Here is a 16,980-nt window from a genome sequence, read left to right as displayed (position 1 = left end):
GGACCGCCAAGCGCCGCCCACCCACAACTCTCGGAGTGGGGGTGGTACTCGCCGGACCTCGGCGGACTCTAGGGGTTGTTCCAGCACATCCAGCACACAGGAGGATCAGTCATGCCCCAAGCCAGGCGAGACAAGAAGGATCACTTGATCTACGCGGACGTCGTGGACTCCAAGTCCAAGGCGGGCGTGTGGATGGGTGAGCGCGCCTCCTTCCAGGAGAAGCAGGGCCGCATCATCGAGGCGCTCAAGGAGCGGACCGACTGGGTCGAGTTGAAGGATGCGATCCTGGTCATCGGTACCGACCCGGCCGGCATTACGGTCATCGCGCCGAACCCGACGCTGCCCGGTGTCATCGTCCTCGCCGACGGTGGCTCTCCCGCCACATCGGGGAAGCTCCAGGCCTCCGCCGAGGAGAGGGTCCGCGCGGTCATGAGCGAGCTCGGGATCGCCGAAGAGGAAACGGCGGCCTGACCACCATGGCCGCCCCCCGGATGCTGTGGGGGAAGTACTTCCAGTACGAGCGGGACGGGGAAGCGGTTCTCCTCGACCCGGTCGCTTTGGACAGTGTGTTCATCGACTCCGGCGAGGTCCACGACCTCGCCGGGGTCCCCCCGACTGCGACCCATGACGCCCTTGCTGGGCTCGGCTTCACCCCCGGCGGCCCCGTGGCCGACCGGCGCGAAGCACTCCGTGATCGTCTTCGATTCCTCGGCCTCGACGCCACCCCGTGCCGTATCAGCGGTCTGCGCGTGGTCCTCACCGACCGCTGCAACATGGCCTGCACCTACTGCTTCGTCGACACCAACTCCGGCAAGCCGGATATGACGAAGGAAGAGCTCTCGGAGGGGCTGGAGTTCCTTTTCGAGCAGAACGCCGGGCAGGACGAGGTGTCCATCCAGTGGTTCGGCGGCGAGCCGACCATCCGCTTCGATCTCATGCAGTACGGTGACCAGTTCGCCGACACCCTCGCTGACCGCTATGGCGTTGCCAGGGTGCGGCGCACGGTAGTCACCAACGGTGCCCGCCTGACAGACGAAGCCCTCGACCACTTCGTCGCGTACGAGTACGGGGTCGGCATCTCAGTCGACGGTCCCCCGGGCATCAACTCCGCCCATCGCCTTCTGCTCGGCGGGCAGCCCGCGGACGACCGGATTCGCCGTAACGTCGCCCGGTTCGTCGAGGCCGACGGGCTGCACGTGGGCTGCAATCTCACCCCGACGGCCGCGAACATCGGGCGCCTTGCCGAGACTGTCCGGTGGATCATCGATGACCTCGGGCTGAAGTTCATTTACGTCAACACGCCCATTCCCACGGCGGGCCACTGGCAGGTCAAGGGCGCCGACCTGGCCCGCGAGCTGTACGAGGCCCGCATGGCCGCCCTGGGGCGGGGCGGGATGCTGTTCTCCGTCCTGGACCGCGCTTTCCAGGCCCTCGATACCCGGCGGCCGATGCTGTTCGACCATATGCAAGGCGACCGCAGCCTGAACGCCGCCCTGCTGCCCGGCAACCGGGTCAGCCTGTGCGACATCAACTTCACCGAGCCGTCGTTCCTGCACACCCTCGACGAACTGCGGGCCGACTCCGGCCTCCTGGCCGGCGTGGCGAAGAAGGTCGCACCCATCCCCGAGTGCGGGGACTGCCCGGCACTCGCCATCTGCGGCGGGCCGTCGCGCAACGAGCGGGCCCTCATCGGCGGCACCCCGGACCCTGAGATGTGCACCTTCTACACGAGCACTGTGGAGATCGCGGTGTGGGACAACACGGGGGTGCAATGAACACCCACGTGCGTACGGCGCTGATCTCCACAGCCGGGCACTGCAAGGTGGCCTGCGGGTTCTGCTTCCGGGCCGACCGGGCCCACGGCTTCCTCGACACCGCGACCTACACCCGCACCCTGTCGCGGCTGAAGGAGACAGGCGTGGAGGGCTTATGCCTGACTGGCGGCGAGCCGACCCACCACCCTCAGCTCCGGCAGCTCGTGCGGCTGGCCCACCAGTTCGGCATGTCGGTGTCGATGGTGACCTCAGCCCGTACCGTGGCCGAGGTCATCGCTCTCTCCCGAGTGGCGCGTCTGCTGGCCAACCTGACCGTCTCCGCCGACTCACAGGGCGCGATGCTGCTGGGCCGCACCACCCGCACCGCGACATCGGGAATCGAAACGCTGCGCGCCATCAGCACTGAGACGAAGATTCTGCACGTCACCTGCTGGAGTCTCAGCGACGGGGAGTGCCAGAACCTGGCCGAACTCGTGTCCGAGGCAGGGGTGGAGGTCCAGTTCAGCCCCGTCGTCCTCGACGAGCGTGCCCTGCGCCGCGACGGCAAGTCGGTCCAGGACTATCTGGTGCAGCAGCAGCTCGATGCCGACGCACTGGGCCGCTACTTCAACCTGTCCGACCGGTATCGGGCCTACCTCGACGAATTGCGGGATCTACAGCTCCCCGCGACCGGGGGCGAGCGATGGTCGTGCCGCTCGGCGTCCGCGTACGTTTCCGCCGACGGTCACATACGGCGCTGTCCCTACGGCCGGGCGTCAGTCAGCGCCCACGCTCCCCGTGCCGCGATCAGACAGTTCCTGACCGGTCCGGCGCAGGACCGGGTGATCCCGGACTGCGCTGCCATCTGCCACCCCTCCGCCACCTCCGACGACCGCAGTGCGTCGTGCTCCGCGCCGACGTGAGGGCGGCACGACGCCCACGACTCCATGGACCGCTCTATGACGATCACGACAACCGGCGATTTCACCCGTCGCTGGCTGCAGCCGCCGAACTTCCCGATGAAAGTCCCCTTCGACTACACGTTCCTGCCCGCCGTCGACGTCCTCGACTACCTCCGCAAGGACGAGGAGGTCCGGTTCACGCTTCTCGGGGAGGAGGACTGGCAGGTGCGCATGGACCGCACCGCTGCTTTCCGCACCGCGCCGCTCGAGGAGATTGTCACCTGGCCCTTCCGGCTGGTGCACTTCAACCTCAGCCGCTTCTACGACGACCTCCTGGACTGCTTCCAGCATGAGGTCATGATCCCCTGGCGCACTCATCTGTCTGCCCGGGGCTTCACCTGGCAGCGGCTCGCGCCCATCCTGTTTCTCTCCACCGTGGGCGCGTCCTCGACCTACCACAACGACAATTCGCACGGCTTGGTCTGGCAGGTGCATGGCATCAAGACCTTCCACAGCTACCTCGACCCCCGCAAGCACCTGTCGGCCGAAGCCGCGGTCATCGGAGAGACCACCGGTGAGGAGCCGCCCGCACACGATGCGGCTGATCGCCACTCTGTCACCATGCGCCCCGGCGACCAGCTGTGGAGTCACGCGCTGACACCCCATTGGGTCACCACCGAGTCGGCGCTTGCCATGAGCGTCACTCTCTCCCACGGGGGCCTGTGTCACCAGGGCCGATTCTCCGAGCGGGAGCTGGCGCTGCGCGCCTATTGGGACAAGAACCCCGGTGAGGCGTGGACGCATGACCTGCGCAATGTTCGCTACTGAGACCGCTTCCCACGACACGAGGCAATGGCCCGTGTCGTGGGAAGTGACCCACGGTCGGTTACGGGGTGAGCCGGTTCGGCCCGCGGAAGAGGAAGGTTGCCTCGCGGATCGAATCCAGGCGGAGCATCACCATCAGCACCCGACCAAGGCCCATGCCGAGACCGCCGTGCGGCGGGCAGCCGTACCGGAAAGCGTTCAGGTAGTCCTGCAGCGGCTCGGGGCTCATGCCCTTCTCGGCGGCCTGCTTCAGCAGCACGTCGTACCGGTGCTCACGTTGGGCGCCGGTGGTGACCTCCAGTCCTCTCCACAGCAGGTCGAAGCTCAAGGTCACGCTCGGGTCCTCAGCCGACCGCATGTGGTAAAAGGGCCGGATGCTCACCGGGTAGTGCGTGATGAACACGAACTCGTGCCCGGTGGCCTCCTTGATGTGAGCCGAGATGCTCCGCTCGCCCTCCGGGTCCAAGTCCTCCTTGATTCCTTGAGGGTCCCAGCCGCCCTTGCGCAGGATCTCGTGTGTCTCGGCCATCGTGATGCGAGGGAAGGGCGTCGTGGGGACGGTGACCTCGACGCCGAAGTGCTCGCGGATCGCCTCACCGTGCGCGTCGGCGACCTTGGCGGTGGCGTGGGCGAGCATCTGTTCCTCGAACGCCATCACGTCCTCGACGCCGTCGATCCAGGCGAGCTCTGCGTCGACGCCGGTGAACTCGGTGGCGTGCCGGGAGGTGAACGACGGCTCGGCGCGGAAGACAGGCCCAATCTCGAACACCTTGTCGATGCCCGCGGAGATCGCCATCTGCTTGTAGAACTGCGGCGATTGCGCCAGGTAGGCGCTGCGGTCGAAGTAGCCGAGCTTGAAGACCTCCGCGCCCGACTCCGAGGCGGTGCCCATGAGCTTGGGGGTGTGCATCTCCGTGGCGCCCTGCGCGTAGGCGTACTCGCGCATCCCCTGCTCCAGGGTCGTCTGTACGGCGAACATGAGCTGGGTGGCGGGACGGCGGCGCACGTCCAGGAAGCGCCAGTCCAGCCGCTGCTCCAGGCCGGTGTGCTCGTCGATCGGCAGCGGCGTAGCGGCCAGGTTCAAGACCTCGACCGCATCGGGGACGATCTCCAGGCCGCCGAGCTTGACCTGGGCGGCGTCGACGACACGGCCGGTGATCTTGACTGCGGACTCGGGAGTCAGGGCTTCGAGCTGGGCCTCCAGCGGCCCATCGTCACGCTTGCGGGTCACCTGGACAGTGCCAGTGTGGTCCCGCACGAGGACGAACTGCATCTTGCGTTGCAGGCGGAGGGCGTTCACCCAGCCAGAGATCGAAACAGTTTTGCCGACGTGTTCTCGCAGGTCAGAGACCAATACGCGGCTAGTGGTGTGGATCATCGCAGCCCTCCCAGGGGCGTCGTCATGATCCCTTGGGAGCGTGGGCGAGAAGGGTACTCGCGGTGCCACCACGCCTTTGCCACCGCGACAAGGCGATGGCCTCATTCATGCCCGATGACGGGGGCCAACCGGCGGGGCATTGGGTCCATCGGACCTTTTCTCCCCGCGCTCAGGAGGGTCTTCACCCTGGGACGCAAGGCTGCCTTTCCAGCTCCCGGCAGCTCTCTCGGCTCGCGTGATCCCGCAGTTACTTGTCTCCGTCAACGCGTTGATCGGAAGCATACGAGTGCTGCACCCATGGCGGCAATGGACTTCAACCGCCCGAGCGAGGCGCCCAGCCGTTACGCGCCCATTTGCTTCCGCTTCAAAGGCGAACTCCTCTTGTACGTGTCATTCGATTCCGTCCGGGGCGAGACTCCTGAGATTTCTTGGGGGGTCGAGACATGAAGGGACGGCAGCGCGCCACTCCCGCCTCCGCGGCCGCGACCCTAAGCAGGCATCCCGCACGTGACGATGCCGCTCTGAGAGGAGTTGTTGAGGACGCGGCGATGGGCCGATGGGAAGGTGCCCGGCAGATGCTGGCGGCAACGGGTGCGGATTGGGACCGGCGTATCTTCCGTCTCCAGGTCCTTGCCCGTGTCGGCGCACGGTTGACGTTTGCCGATACGTGGGTGCAGGCCGAACCTCGATCCCCTCATGCGTTGGTGCTCTACGCCCATGTGCAAGCCCTGCGGTCCATGGCCGGCGGCCGGGGGAGGGGCCGCAGTGAGGCGATGGAGCGGGCATGGGAAGCGTGCGATGCCGCCACCGACGCCCTGCCGACGGACCCGGCGCCGTACATCGTCATGCTTGCCCTGCTTCGCTTCCACTCCCCAGCACGCGACCGGGGGTGGCGGGCGACGGTGCGGCAGATATGGGAGCAGGTGGAGCAGAGGGACCGGTGGAATCGGGAAGCGCACCACGAGCTCCTCACCTACATGTTTCCCTCCTGGCACGGCATGGGGGGCGAGATGTTCCACTGGGCGCAGGAGCGGTGCGCGCACGCTCCCCGCGGACTGCCGCTGCACATCCTTCCGTTGGTCGCCCTGGCCGAGTCGCACCGGCAGCGGATGGAGAAGCATGGCGATCGGTATGGGCTGACGGTCCATCCGTGGACTGACAACCCGTCGACGCAGCAGGCGTGGGACAACTGGTGGGCCTACCGGGCCCCTGCGTGGCCCCATGCCGCGTTCCATGAGGACGCCAACTACCTTGCGCACGGCCTGTCGTTCGCCAACCGACACAAGGACGCTGCAGAAGTCTTCGACGCCATCGGCCCGCATGCAACCGATGTGCCGTGGAGCTACTGCGGGGACGCTCAGACGCTGTTCTCGCGCCATCGCACCTGGGCGGTCCGGGCGTCCGCACCGTAAACCCGGGCGGCGGTGACCTTCACCAACCGCGCCTTTCTGTTCACCGTTCATCAAAGACAAGAGAGGGCATCCTCATGCCTCTGGACATAGCGAGCGTCACTCCGTCAGAAGAGGAACGCCTCGCTGAACTAGGCATCACCCAGACGTTGGACCGTTCCATGTCGGGGCGCCAGAACTTCGCCGTCTCGTTCACCATCATCAGCATCTTGTCCGGCTGCCTGACCATGTACGGGTTCGGCATGAACACCGGCGGTCCCGCCCTGATCATGTGGGGCTGGGTGCTCGTCGGCCTGATGACCCTGTTCGTCGGCCTGGCCATGGCCGAGGTCTGCTCCTCCTATCCCACCTCCGCCGGCCTCTACTTCTGGGCGCACAAGCTTGCCCCCCAACACTCTGCCCCCGCTTGGGCTTGGTTCACCGGCTGGTTCAACACCCTGGGCCAAGTCGCGGTCACCGCTGGCATCGACTTCGGCGCCGCCTCATTCCTCAATGCGTATCTGAACCTCCAGTTCGGCTACGCCGCCACCCCCGGCCACACCATCACGCTCTTCGGCCTCATCCTGCTGCTACACGCCGTCGTGAACACCTTCCGGGTGCGTGTCGTGGGCTTCTTCAACACCGTTTCCGTGTGGTGGCATTTGATCGGTGTCGTGCTGATCGTCGGCGCGCTCTTGGCCATCCCGGACAGGCATCAAGCCCCAGAGTTTGTGTTCACTGAGTTCGTCAACAACACCGGATGGGGGTCGGCCGTCTACGTCGGCCTCATTGGTCTGCTGATGGCGCAGTACACCTTCACCGGCTACGACGCGTCCGCCCACATGACCGAGGAGACGAAAAACGCATCTGTGGAGGGGCCGAAGGGAATCGTCCGCTCGATCCTCGTCTCCTGGGCTGCCGGGTTCGTCCTGCTCTTCGGCCTGACCTTCGCCATCCAGTCCTACGCCGGTGCCCTCGAATCAGAGACCGGCGTGCCACCTGCCCAGATCTTCATGGACGCACTCGGCGCCAGCGCCGGCGAAATGATGCTCCTCGTCGTCATCGGCGCCCAGTTGTTCTGCGGCATGGCTTCGGTGACAGCCAACTCCCGCATGATCTACGCCTTCTCTCGCGACGGTGCCCTGCCTCTCTCCACGGTTTGGCACAAGCTGCACCCCGGAACCCGCACCCCCACCAACGCCGTCTGGCTCGCCGCCGGTAGCGCGTTCGTCCTCGGTCTGCCCTATCTGTTCAACACGACCGCCTATGCGGCCGTGACCTCCATCGCGACCATCGGCCTCTACATCGCGTACGTCGTCCCTACCTTCCTGCGCCTGCGCCAAGGCGAACACTTCAGGCGCGGCCCCTGGCACTTGGGCCGCTGGTCCAAGCCCATCGGTGTGCTCGCAGTGGCGTGGGTCGTGGTGATCACCGTGCTCTTCATGCTGCCCCAGTCCGCGCCCGTGACTATCGAGACGTTCAATTACGCTCCCCTCGCCGTCGGAGTGGTGCTCGCCTGCGCCGGCACGTGGTGGCTCGTCTCGGCTCGAAAGTGGTTCCTCAATCAGACCCATCCGAGGAACAACATGGCGCAGACCCTTCCCGTATCGGCGAGAATGCCTCGGTAGGCGCCGTGCTCAACGGTGCGCGGCAGTGCACCGCTTGGTCACCCCACCGAGCGGCACCTTTCATCATCGTGGCCGAGCTCTCAGTGGTTGTCCGGCCTCTGAGGCCCGATGAGACAGAACAAGAGCTTGCGAATCCGGGCTCTCGGTTGGCACGGCTACGCTCGAACGTATGAGCGCGCCTACTGAAGGGCTGACTCTGGGGGCGGTCAGCGCCATCGTCGAGAGAAAGATCCTCACCAACAAGATCAGGGTTGAGCGGAAGGGTGAGCCCGTGTTCAACCCTGACACCGGACAGTACGAGCCTGGTCCGCCCGTCACCATCTACGAAGGCCCGGGTGCGATCTTCCCCACGGGCGGACCATCCGTCGTCCTGCATATCGCCGGGCAGGCTTACGTGGACGACACTCCGTCCCGATACCGGCTTCTGACGCCGCTGTCGGCGCCTGTGGCCTCCCGCGAGGACACCGTGGCCGTCGTGGCGGCCGAGGACGAGTCGGCCATCGGCCGGACCTGGCGAGTGATCGACATCGGGGAGACTTCCACGCTGAGCATCGTCCGCACCACGTGGGTGGACCAGAACACCCAGACGACGGGGGCGTGAAGTGACCACAGCGATCGATCCGGAGGAAGTCCGTAAGGAGCTGGAGGCCAAGCTCCTCCTGGACACGGTGCGGGTGACCCGACCTACCGGTACGCCGGTTCTCGATCCGAACACCGGGCTCCTCGGTGACATACCTGCCGAGCTGATCTACGAGGGGTCTGGTGCGGTGCTGTCTGGGCATGGCCAGGTCACGGCGGAGGGCATCGTCGGGAAGCAGTGGCTCGACGACACGGTCTCCTGGTACCGGCTACTGACTCCGCTCAGCGCGCCCGTACCAGCCCGGTATGACCGAGTGGAGGTCACCGTCGCGCATTCTGGGAGCGCGGCAACTGGCGGCCGTACGTGGCAAGTTCTCGATCCGGCCGAAGCGTCAACAGTCGAACTGGTGCGGGTGACGCGACTGGACGAGATCACGCCGCCGTCATGAGGCGAATCGGGGCTTCCGTGAATCGCCCTACGCTCGGCGTATGGAGATCACGGACACGCCGCTCGCCGACCTTCAGCAGGTCAGGGTCACGGCGGACGGCAGCAAGGCGTCGCTACACATAGGCGGGATCGATTACTCGCGCGTCGTATCCGGGTACACGATCCATCAACAGGCTGGGCAGACAGCAGACTTGGTCATCCAGTTCGCCAAGGGCAGGACCAGCCCAGACTTCGAAGGCTGCGCCCGGGTAGCCGTCGGAGTCCCGTACGAGCCGGGGCCGGCCGCAGCCCACTTCCTGTCGGCCATTGACGCGGGTCTGCTGGAGAAAGCAGCCCTCACCCGCCCCGACCTCGACGGCGGTCCGCACGGATTCACCAAGGCGGTTCTGGCACAGCTCCAGCAGTGGGCGCGGGGGGAGTTCGACCAAGCCCAGGAGACGAGCTGATGGCATCCCCGCAGAACCCAAACCCCAACGCGCACCCGCGTGCGGGGGCGTACTCCAACGCCCCGCAGATTGCGGCGAGGCTGAATGCCCGCGCGGCAGCCGCGATACCTGCTGTGGCCAGTGTCGTGCAGCACTACGCCATGCTGCTGGAGACCGCGATCAAGGCCAATGCGAGCGGCAGGCCGGGGCCGAATGCCCCGACCGGCGACTACCGCCGTTCCTGGACACACGAGATCAGCACCAACGGCATGAGTGTCGAAGCGGTAGTCGGGACCAACAAGCCGCAGAGCAGGCGCCTCGAATACGGCTTCGTCGGCGCCGACATCCTCGGGAGGATCTACAACCAGCCCCCATTTCCCCACGTGGGACCGGCTGTCGAGCAGATCAGGCCCGCCTTCCTGGCCGCCATCGGTGCGGCGGTGGGTGACTGATGGCCGTATCGGGACGCGTACTCAGCCTTGCCGTGCAGGCCATGCTCGCTCTCGCGACCGGCCGCTCGTGCGGCTACGGAACGGCCCCCACCTCCAGCAGCTTGCCGACCGGCGCGGCTACGCCATACAGCGTGCTCTATCCGGTCGGCTCGACCAGCGACGGGCCGCCGTTCGGCGACGCCAGTGCAGATGCCCGAGTCGTCTATCAGGTCACCTCTGTTGCGACGACTGCCGAGCAGGCCGAGTGGATGGCGGACAAGGTGCGTGCGGGGATGCTCGCCCGTACGGCTCTCGGTTACACCTATCCGATTGCCGCCGCCGGCTACGCGGTCATGTCCCGTGAGCTGGACAAAGAGGAAGGTGTGACTGTCATCAGCGGCGTATACAGTTACGTTCAGCGGTTCGCGATCGAGGCCACCACTCTCAGCAGCTAACCGCCGCACCTCACCGCGGAGGGCCATCGCGGACGCCCGACCACTCGGTACGGGCCGACTCCCAGCTTCATCTGTTGGGGACGGGTCTGCCGTATTCCGGGGCCATCAGCGTCCCCGGAGAGTGAGAGTCGCGTGTCCACCACGCAGCAGCGTTTCATGCGCCGAGGCACCACCCTCTTCTACTTCCTGCAGAAGATCGCCTCCGATGACAACATTCCCACCCGCGCCGAACTAGGGCCAGCCAACGCCACCAACCTTTCGGACACCATCTCTGACGTCGAAGGGTGGTCGCTGGAGAACACCCCGATCGATACCCCTGACATGGGATCGACCTTCGCCACGACGATTCCCGGCGAGGACAAGGCGGACAACTCCTCGCTCACGTTCTACGAGGACAAGGTCAGCGATGTCATCGAGACCCTGCTGTCCAAGGGGGTCATCGGCTTCATCGCGATCCTGCGCAAGGGAGACGTGCCCGCGTCCAAGTCACTCGACGTGTTCCCCGTCCGAGTCGGCAGCCGTAGCCCGTCGTACAGCACAGCCAGCGAACCGGCGAAGTTCAAGGTCACCTTCGGCATCACCGACCAGCCCACCCTCGACGCCGCCGTGCCGGCGAAGACACTCTGAGCCGGGAGTGCCGCGTGACCACCGCCACGACCATCGAACCGCCCGCCGCCTCAGTTGCCCGGGACGCCCACTGGTCCGCCAAGATGGCTCGGCTCAAGGCGCGCAAGCTGCCGGAACGCTGCCTCCGCCTGTGCGATGACGACGAGGCGAAGAAGAACGCCACCGACGCCGCCCTGGAGTTGGCCAAGGCCCGCACTGTCGCCCGCGCCGAGTCCATCGAGCAGGGGATCTCGGAAGTTGACCGCGAGGAGTGGACGGTCGCCCGCCCGGCTGTGGCCGCCGCGCAACTGCGGCTCGACAGCGCCGAACGTGCCTTGGAGGAAGCGACGGTCGTCCTGACCTTCCGGGCTCTGCCTCGACCGGCCTGGGAACAGCTTTTGCGCGACCACCCGCCGACGGAAGCCCAGGCCGATCAGGGCATGGAGTACAACGTCGAGACCTACCCGGCTGCCCTCATCGCCGGCTGCCACATCGAGCGCGACGGTTCGGGCGGCGAAGTCCCCGGCATGAGCGAGCAGGAGGCGCAGGAACTCCTCGACGCCTGGCCGGACTCCGAAGCCAAGGCCCTGTTCACGTGCGCACTCCTGGTCAACCAGACGCTGAGGGCTGACCTGGGAAAAGGCTGATCTCCGACTCGGGTTTCCGCGCGGAGATGGAGGTCTGTGCCTCGTACGGCATCCCGCATTCGCAGTTCACCGGAGCGGGAGACGGACGGTGGTCGGCGCTCGACCGGGCGAAGGCCATCGCGTACCTCGCCTACTCGCGGTCGCTGTGCGAGTCGTGCGGAACCCGGCCGGAGGAGTGGGACGAGGGCGAGGGCGGCGACCGCTTCGCGTACGTCACCGAGACACACCGGTGTATCGGCTGCGAACTGATCGCCATGGAGCAAGAGCAGGTCCCGGATGGTCCGGAGGGGCGTGGGGTGAAGGTCGGGCTGCGGCCCAGGAAGAAGGCGTAGCCAGTGGCTGGGGCCTACACCCTCTACGTCCAGGTTCAAGCGGGCGTATCTGGTCTAGTCGGCGGTCTGCGCACTGCGGCAGGCCAAGTGACCGCGTTCGGCGGACAGATACGCCGTCTCGACGGCGACCTCAACCAGCTTGCCGCGAGGTCCGACCGGACCCGGCGAGCGATGGTCACCGGGTTCACGCTGATGGGCGCCGCACTGGGCGGCGCGCTGGTGATCGGCGTGCGGAACGCCATTGAGCTGGAGAAGCACATGGCGAACGTGATCACGATCTCCAAGGAGATCAACAGCACGAACATCGAGCAGTTCACGAACCAGATCGTCGAACTGAGCACGCAGCTTCCCCAGACCGCCGACCAGCTCGCTGAGGGCTTGTACCAGGTCGTCTCGACCGGATTCGACGGCGCGGACGCGATGACTATCCTGCGAGTCGCCGCCCGCGGCGCCGCAGCCGGCCTGACGACGACCGAGACGTCCGCGCGCGCCCTGCTCGGGGTGCTGAAGGCGTACGGCATGGACGCCTCGCAGGCCAACGACGTCATGGACATCATGTTCCAGACGGTCAACTACGGCGTGGTGTCGTTCGATGAGCTGGCCCAGCAGCTCGGCGACGTCATCCCGATGGCGGCCGCCGCGGGCGTGAAGTTCGAGGACATCAGTGCAGCAGTCGCGGCCGTCACCCTCGCCGGCATCCCGGCAGCGGAGAGCGTCACCGCGCTCAACATGCTGATGACCCGCATGATGAAGCCCACCCAAGAGCTGTCCGACATGATCAAGGGCTTCGGGTACGAGTCGGCCGCCGCCGCTCTCCAGCAAGACGGCCTGTACGTCGTCATGGAGAAGATCCGCAACGCCACCGGCGGTACAGCGGACAAGATGGTCCCTCTTCTCAAGGACATCCGAGCCGTCCGCGCAGCCTTGGCCCTTTCAGCGGCCGACGGCGAGAACTATGCCTCCGTGTACCAGGGCATCAGCCTGGAGGTCGAACGAGCTGGGGCGACTCAGAAGGCGTACGCGATCCAGATGGATACGACCGCAGGCCAGTGGAGTCTCTTCCGTAACCAGGCAACTGCCCTCGGCATCGACATGGCCCGTGTGCTGCTACCCGCACTGCAGACTGTCGGCGAGTACCTGAACGTGCTCGCCGGAGCCGTCAACGACCTGCCGGGACCGGTGAAGTCGCTGATGGGTGTCCTGATCGCCCTGTCGGCAGCCGCGTTGCTCGGCAAGGCCGCGTTCCTGCGATTCGGCGCGCAGCTCACGCTGTTCCGCACACAGCTCGCAGCCGCCCGAGCCGGAGGCTCGATGCTTCCTGCTGTCCTCAGCGGCGCGGGAATCGCCGTCGCCGGTCTGACCGCACTGATGGCGATCGGGGTTGGGGTCTACGCCGCGTACTCGGCCAGCAAACAGAAGGCCAAGGCCGCCACTGAGGAACTGGTCGATGCCCTGCGCAAGGAACGGGACGAAGGCGAGCAGGGAGCGGGACTGCGCACCCTCACCGAGCAACTGACCAACAGCGACGACGTGAAGAAGCTCAAGGACGCCGGTGTCGACGTCGCCACCGCTATCGACGCGATCACCTCCGGTGGTCAGAGGCTGCAACGCCTCAAGGATGACCTGAAGGCAAAGAAGGCCGAGTCGTGGGAAATCCTCCCCGGCGGTGCCTACACCTACGACATCTCCTTCGACCGAGCGAAGGACGTGCTGAACAAGCAGCACAAGATCTGGTCCGACGCGGTCAAGAAGGAGAACGAGCTTGCCGCAAACATGGCCATCGTCAACAACAAGATCAAGAACAACCGCAGGGAAATGCTCGGAGCTTGGGACCTGACGCAGGCCCTGCCGACGGACAAGAACGGGTCGCCGCAGTTCACCGAGCAGATGGAGGCAATGAGCAAGGCGCTCGCCTCGATCGTTGACCCCGCGAAGGCATGGAAGGCCGCCCAGGACAAGGTCGCCGAGGCGAACCGGAAGGCAGGCCGATCCGCCGATGCTTCCAAGGCATCGCTTTCCGACTACGTGGAGGAACTTCGTAAGCAGCTCAAGGCGCAGAGAGAGTTCCAGAAGAACCTGGGGCTGCTGGCTTCCGAAGGCCACCTGGGCTTGGCCGACCACTTCTCCAATCTCGGCCCGGACTCGGCACCGATCCTCGACGAGCTGGTGAAGCAGCTCAGCAACGGCAAGGGCAAGGTCGCCGACGAACTCGAATCGATCATCCAGGAGTCCTCTGCACGCTCGACCCCCGCTTTCCGCGCCGGCCTGGAACAGCTGCCCGCGATCTCTGCCAAGTACGGGAAGAAGGTCGCCGAGGCCTGGGCGGACGCCGCGGCGACCAACGACCCAGGCAAGCTCGCCCACGTCATGCAGGACATGGCAGTGACGGACATGGCGAACGCCGCGAAGAAGCTGCCCAAGGCAGCCTCCGCACAACTCGAACAGGGCATGAGCCTCCTGGCGGACGTCTCCGCCAAGTGGGGCAAGGAAGCGTCGACTTCACTCGCACAGTCCTTCCTCAAAGGCGACGTCGAGGAGATCCGCACGCAGCTCGGCTACCTGTACGGCGCGGACATGCCCATCAAGGGCCCGGACCTGTCCGGAGTGGTCCACGCCTTCAAGGCGGCAGGCGTCCAGTCGAACTCCGAGTGGTCGGGGATGCTCAGCCTCATCGTCGCGGTGTCCCAGACCAAGGGAACCGCGGCCGCCACCGCTCTCACCACCGCGCTGCTGTCCGGCGACATGGCCGCCGTACAGACACAGCTCGACGGGATCGGCGCGGCCGTGGGCCGCATCCCTGGGACGAAGACCATCACCGTCAGCGTCAACAAGCCTGCCGCCGTGACCATCCCCTTCTTTGCGAAGGTCCAGGCCACACCATCGGACAAGGACGCCAACGGCATCCCCGACATGATCCAGGCCCCCGCGAGGCAGGCGAACGGCGGTCTGCTCGACTTCTACGCCAACGGCGGGATGCGTCGTCGTGAAGAGCACACGGCACAGATTGCACCAGGTGGCTCCTGGCGCGTGTGGGCGGAGCCAGAGACACAGGGTGAGGCGTACATACCGCTAGCCGGGGCCAAGCGAGCTCGGTCGAAGCGCATCCTCGAGGAAGTCGCGCGGCGCTTCGGCGGTGAGGTCAGCTACCACGCCGACGGTGGCTTGTCCGGGTTCACCTACCGGCCGCAGTCGCTCTACACCTTGTCCGGCATCGCGAGCGATTCTCAGGACAAGAAGGGGAACTTCAGCCTCTCCCTGTTCGCCAAGAAGCTCCACTCCTCTGTCGCCACCGCCAGGCGTTGGCGCAAGGACCTGGACACGGTGGCCCGCCGCGCCGGACAGGACGTCGCGAACGCCCTGGCAGAGATGGGCGAGGAAGGAGTCTCACTCACCCGCAAGATGGCCACAGGCAGCTCGCGGTATGTGCGGTCGATGGCGAAGGACCTCCGTGACCTGGCCGCCGCGTCCAAGGCAAACCTCGGCGAGTACACCGGGCAGCTCCGCCAGGCGGTGAAGGACCAGACCGGCTTCGAGACGAACCTCGCGAAGCTGGCCGCTGGCGGCTACGGCGACCTGGCCAAGCGGCTTGCCGCGCAGGGCGATCAGGACGCGGCCGACCTGGCTGCCCAGGCCGTGAAGGACAAGAAGAAGGCCAAGGCCGCGAACGACGCCGCCCGCAGCGCAGGCAAGACAGTCCCCAGCGATGACCTCCCGGATCTGGTGGCCATCATCAGCGCGGTCAAGAGCAAGTCGACGGGACTGCACGCAGTGGCCAACACAACCGGGCTCGACGAGGACCACATCATCGAGATCGCCAACCTCGCGCTGTCGCGGTTGAAGAGCGCACTGGGCTCCAAGGGTGCAAAGTTCTTCGCCGACCTGGCCCGAGCGAACAAGGGGCTCTCGTACGCCAACGGCGGCATCCTCACCCCTGGTCTCTACGCAACTTCCGGGGGGTTGATCAAGTTCGCCGAGCCGGAGGCGCAGGGCGAGGCGTACATCCCGCTCGGCGCAGCCAAGCGCAGCAGCGCCACCGCCGTCCTGAACGACGTCGCCTCACGGTTCGGGATGCGCCTGTCCAGCGCGTCCGCCGCCCCCACAATGCGCCTCGTCGAGGCTCGACCGCAGACCGCCATCAAGGTCACCGTTGTCCAGCAGCAGACCAAGGCCCTGGTTGAGCACATGCCGATCACCGTTCAAGGCCGCGACACCTCTCCACAGGAACTGTCCGGTGAAATCATGCGACGGCTGCGCAACGCACAGCGAGGAGGGCGGCTGTGATGGCGGGTCTCAACCAGGACTGGCAAATCGATTTCGCGGGAATTCTGATGGGCCCGGGTACCCCGTACCTGGTGTCCGACGTGGTCGGTCTCGGTGCTCCCGAACTGCGCACTCAAGATGTCGACAACCCCGTGGACGATGGCGCCTATCCAGGGGTCGACTACTACGGCCGACGCGTCGTGCGGATCGAAGCCTCCATCCGCACGCCCGGTGATCCGGCAGCCGCCACAGACGCTCTAGCCCGTCTGCACGAAGCCGCGGGAGTTCCATCCGTGCGAAAGGCAGCCGGCGCCCTCGCCGTTCTGCGCTTGAAGTGGCCAGGACGGGATGTGCGTCGCTTGTACGGCCGCGTCCGGCGAGCCGAAGCCATCTCCACATCGCAGAGCATCCACGGCTGGATCCCGCTTGAGCTGGAGTTCAACGCGACCGACCCGCGCTTCCACGACGACGTTCAGCAGTCCCTGACCCTGCCCCTGGACATCTCGCAGAATGTGCCCGGCTTCCGCGCGCCACTGACAGCGCCCATCACCACCGGCGTCTCCAACCCGTCCGCCCGTCCGGGATGGCTCACCAACCTCGGCGACCTCGCCGCTCACCCGACGCTGCGCATCGACGGCCCAGTCACCAACCCGCGGGTCTGGTTCGTCGAGACCGGACGGTCCTTGGAACTGTTGCTGACCATCGGCGTTGGCGAGTTCGTCGAAATCGACACCCGCCCCGGCACCCGATGGGTCCTGCGCAACGGGTCAGGCAACGCCTCCTCCGCCTTGTCCACGAGCTCCCGGCTGGATCTATTTCAGATCCGACCCGGCCGCAGCGAACTGCGGTGGACGGCCACTGACTACACCAACACCTCCCGCCTCGCCATCTCGTGGCGCGACGCCTACACCGCCCTATAAGG

The 16,980-nt window shown here is 66.2% G+C and carries 17 protein-coding genes; 16 read left to right on the top strand and 1 reads right to left on the bottom strand.

All coding sequences use genetic code 11. From position 1 onward, the window contains the following. The first annotated feature begins 111 nt into the window (after positions 1 to 111). From FBY35_RS29510 to FBY35_RS29495, 4 genes are read left to right on the top strand one after another with little or no spacing between them, the layout of a single operon-like run. Positions 112 to 471 carry a hypothetical protein gene (locus FBY35_RS29510; protein ID WP_142217001.1) on the top strand — a complete coding sequence of 120 codons (360 nt, stop codon included), beginning with the start codon at positions 112 to 114 and terminating at the stop codon, positions 469 to 471. Positions 472 to 476: 5 nt separating this feature from the next. Next, positions 477 to 1,775, top strand: coding sequence for a radical SAM protein (locus FBY35_RS29505; protein WP_142217000.1), 1,299 nt, complete (start codon positions 477 to 479; stop codon positions 1,773 to 1,775). Further along, a complete protein-coding gene (locus tag FBY35_RS29500; protein WP_142216999.1) occupies positions 1,772 to 2,677 on the top strand; it encodes a radical SAM protein in 906 nt (301 codons plus the stop codon). The genes FBY35_RS29505 and FBY35_RS29500 overlap by 4 nt, the downstream gene beginning before the upstream one ends. A gap of 36 nt (positions 2,678 to 2,713) precedes the next feature. Further along, positions 2,714 to 3,484 carry a hypothetical protein gene (locus tag FBY35_RS29495; RefSeq protein ID WP_142216998.1) on the top strand — a complete coding sequence of 257 codons (771 nt, stop codon included), beginning with the start codon at positions 2,714 to 2,716 and terminating at the stop codon, positions 3,482 to 3,484. Positions 3,485 to 3,542: 58 nt separating this feature from the next. Here the strand turns inward: FBY35_RS29495 and aspS are convergent, their stop codons facing one another. Then, positions 3,543 to 4,859 (bottom strand): aspartate--tRNA(Asn) ligase, encoded by a 1,317-nt coding sequence (gene aspS / locus FBY35_RS29490; protein WP_142216997.1) that lies wholly within the window; start codon positions 4,857 to 4,859, stop codon positions 3,543 to 3,545. Between the two features lie 704 nt (positions 4,860 to 5,563). On the opposite strand from aspS, the gene FBY35_RS29485 reads away from it, so the two are divergent. From FBY35_RS29485 to FBY35_RS29430, 12 genes are all read left to right on the top strand, one after another. Further along, a complete protein-coding gene (locus FBY35_RS29485) occupies positions 5,564 to 6,271 on the top strand; it encodes a hypothetical protein (protein WP_260848968.1) in 708 nt (235 codons plus the stop codon). Positions 6,272 to 6,345: 74 nt separating this feature from the next. Then, the gene (locus FBY35_RS29480; RefSeq protein WP_142218231.1) at positions 6,346 to 7,875 is read left to right on the top strand and encodes an amino acid permease; all 1,530 of its coding nucleotides are present in this window, start codon (positions 6,346 to 6,348) and stop codon (positions 7,873 to 7,875) included. A gap of 169 nt (positions 7,876 to 8,044) precedes the next feature. Beyond that, on the top strand, positions 8,045 to 8,476 hold the full coding sequence (locus tag FBY35_RS29475; protein WP_142216995.1) for a DUF6093 family protein: 432 nt from the start codon (positions 8,045 to 8,047) through the stop codon (positions 8,474 to 8,476). 1 nt (position 8,477) lies between these two features. Further along, positions 8,478 to 8,903 carry a DUF6093 family protein gene (locus tag FBY35_RS29470; protein WP_142216994.1) on the top strand — a complete coding sequence of 142 codons (426 nt, stop codon included), beginning with the start codon at positions 8,478 to 8,480 and terminating at the stop codon, positions 8,901 to 8,903. A gap of 40 nt (positions 8,904 to 8,943) precedes the next feature. Beyond that, a complete protein-coding gene (locus FBY35_RS29465; protein WP_142216993.1) occupies positions 8,944 to 9,348 on the top strand; it encodes a hypothetical protein in 405 nt (134 codons plus the stop codon). Continuing rightward, positions 9,348 to 9,779 (top strand): HK97 gp10 family phage protein, encoded by a 432-nt coding sequence (locus FBY35_RS29460; protein ID WP_142216992.1) that lies wholly within the window; start codon positions 9,348 to 9,350, stop codon positions 9,777 to 9,779. The genes FBY35_RS29465 and FBY35_RS29460 overlap by 1 nt, the downstream gene beginning before the upstream one ends. Beyond that, a complete protein-coding gene (locus FBY35_RS29455; protein ID WP_142216991.1) occupies positions 9,779 to 10,213 on the top strand; it encodes a hypothetical protein in 435 nt (144 codons plus the stop codon). The genes FBY35_RS29460 and FBY35_RS29455 overlap by 1 nt, the downstream gene beginning before the upstream one ends. A 132-nt stretch (positions 10,214 to 10,345) precedes the next feature. Next, positions 10,346 to 10,840 (top strand): hypothetical protein, encoded by a 495-nt coding sequence (locus FBY35_RS29450; protein WP_142216990.1) that lies wholly within the window; start codon positions 10,346 to 10,348, stop codon positions 10,838 to 10,840. Between the two features lie 14 nt (positions 10,841 to 10,854). Continuing rightward, the gene (locus tag FBY35_RS29445) at positions 10,855 to 11,466 is read left to right on the top strand and encodes a hypothetical protein (RefSeq protein WP_142216989.1); all 612 of its coding nucleotides are present in this window, start codon (positions 10,855 to 10,857) and stop codon (positions 11,464 to 11,466) included. Between the two features lie 26 nt (positions 11,467 to 11,492). Then, positions 11,493 to 11,798 carry a hypothetical protein gene (locus FBY35_RS29440; RefSeq protein ID WP_260848851.1) on the top strand — a complete coding sequence of 102 codons (306 nt, stop codon included), beginning with the start codon at positions 11,493 to 11,495 and terminating at the stop codon, positions 11,796 to 11,798. Between the two features lie 3 nt (positions 11,799 to 11,801). Continuing rightward, positions 11,802 to 16,079 (top strand): phage tail tape measure protein, encoded by a 4,278-nt coding sequence (locus FBY35_RS29435; RefSeq protein ID WP_142216987.1) that lies wholly within the window; start codon positions 11,802 to 11,804, stop codon positions 16,077 to 16,079. Continuing rightward, entirely contained in the window at positions 16,079 to 16,978 is a 900-nt protein-coding gene (locus FBY35_RS29430) for a phage distal tail protein (RefSeq protein WP_142216986.1), read from the top strand. Before FBY35_RS29435 ends, FBY35_RS29430 begins: the two co-directional genes overlap by 1 nt. Positions 16,979 to 16,980: the final 2 nt, after the last annotated feature.

Source organism: Streptomyces sp. SLBN-118, from assembly GCF_006715635.1.
Lineage (GTDB): Bacteria > Actinomycetota > Actinomycetes > Streptomycetales > Streptomycetaceae > Streptomyces.
The sequence above is the reverse complement of the archived record's forward strand: the minus strand, read 5'-3'. Positions and strand labels throughout refer to the sequence as shown.

Coding starts and splice junctions, on each gene's coding strand:
- FBY35_RS29510 (WP_142217001.1), top strand. CDS start 112: ATGCCCCAAGCCAGGCGAGACAAGAAGGATCACTTGATCTACGCGGAC.
- FBY35_RS29505 (WP_142217000.1), top strand. CDS start 477: ATGGCCGCCCCCCGGATGCTGTGGGGGAAGTACTTCCAGTACGAGCGG.
- FBY35_RS29500 (WP_142216999.1), top strand. CDS start 1,772: ATGAACACCCACGTGCGTACGGCGCTGATCTCCACAGCCGGGCACTGC.
- FBY35_RS29495 (WP_142216998.1), top strand. CDS start 2,714: ATGACGATCACGACAACCGGCGATTTCACCCGTCGCTGGCTGCAGCCG.
- aspS (WP_142216997.1), bottom strand. CDS start 4,859: ATGATCCACACCACTAGCCGCGTATTGGTCTCTGACCTGCGAGAACAC.
- FBY35_RS29480 (WP_142218231.1), top strand. CDS start 6,346: ATGCCTCTGGACATAGCGAGCGTCACTCCGTCAGAAGAGGAACGCCTC.
- FBY35_RS29475 (WP_142216995.1), top strand. CDS start 8,045: ATGAGCGCGCCTACTGAAGGGCTGACTCTGGGGGCGGTCAGCGCCATC.
- FBY35_RS29465 (WP_142216993.1), top strand. CDS start 8,944: ATGGAGATCACGGACACGCCGCTCGCCGACCTTCAGCAGGTCAGGGTC.
- FBY35_RS29460 (WP_142216992.1), top strand. CDS start 9,348: ATGGCATCCCCGCAGAACCCAAACCCCAACGCGCACCCGCGTGCGGGG.
- FBY35_RS29455 (WP_142216991.1), top strand. CDS start 9,779: ATGGCCGTATCGGGACGCGTACTCAGCCTTGCCGTGCAGGCCATGCTC.
- FBY35_RS29440 (WP_260848851.1), top strand. CDS start 11,493: ATGGAGGTCTGTGCCTCGTACGGCATCCCGCATTCGCAGTTCACCGGA.
- FBY35_RS29430 (WP_142216986.1), top strand. CDS start 16,079: ATGGCGGGTCTCAACCAGGACTGGCAAATCGATTTCGCGGGAATTCTG.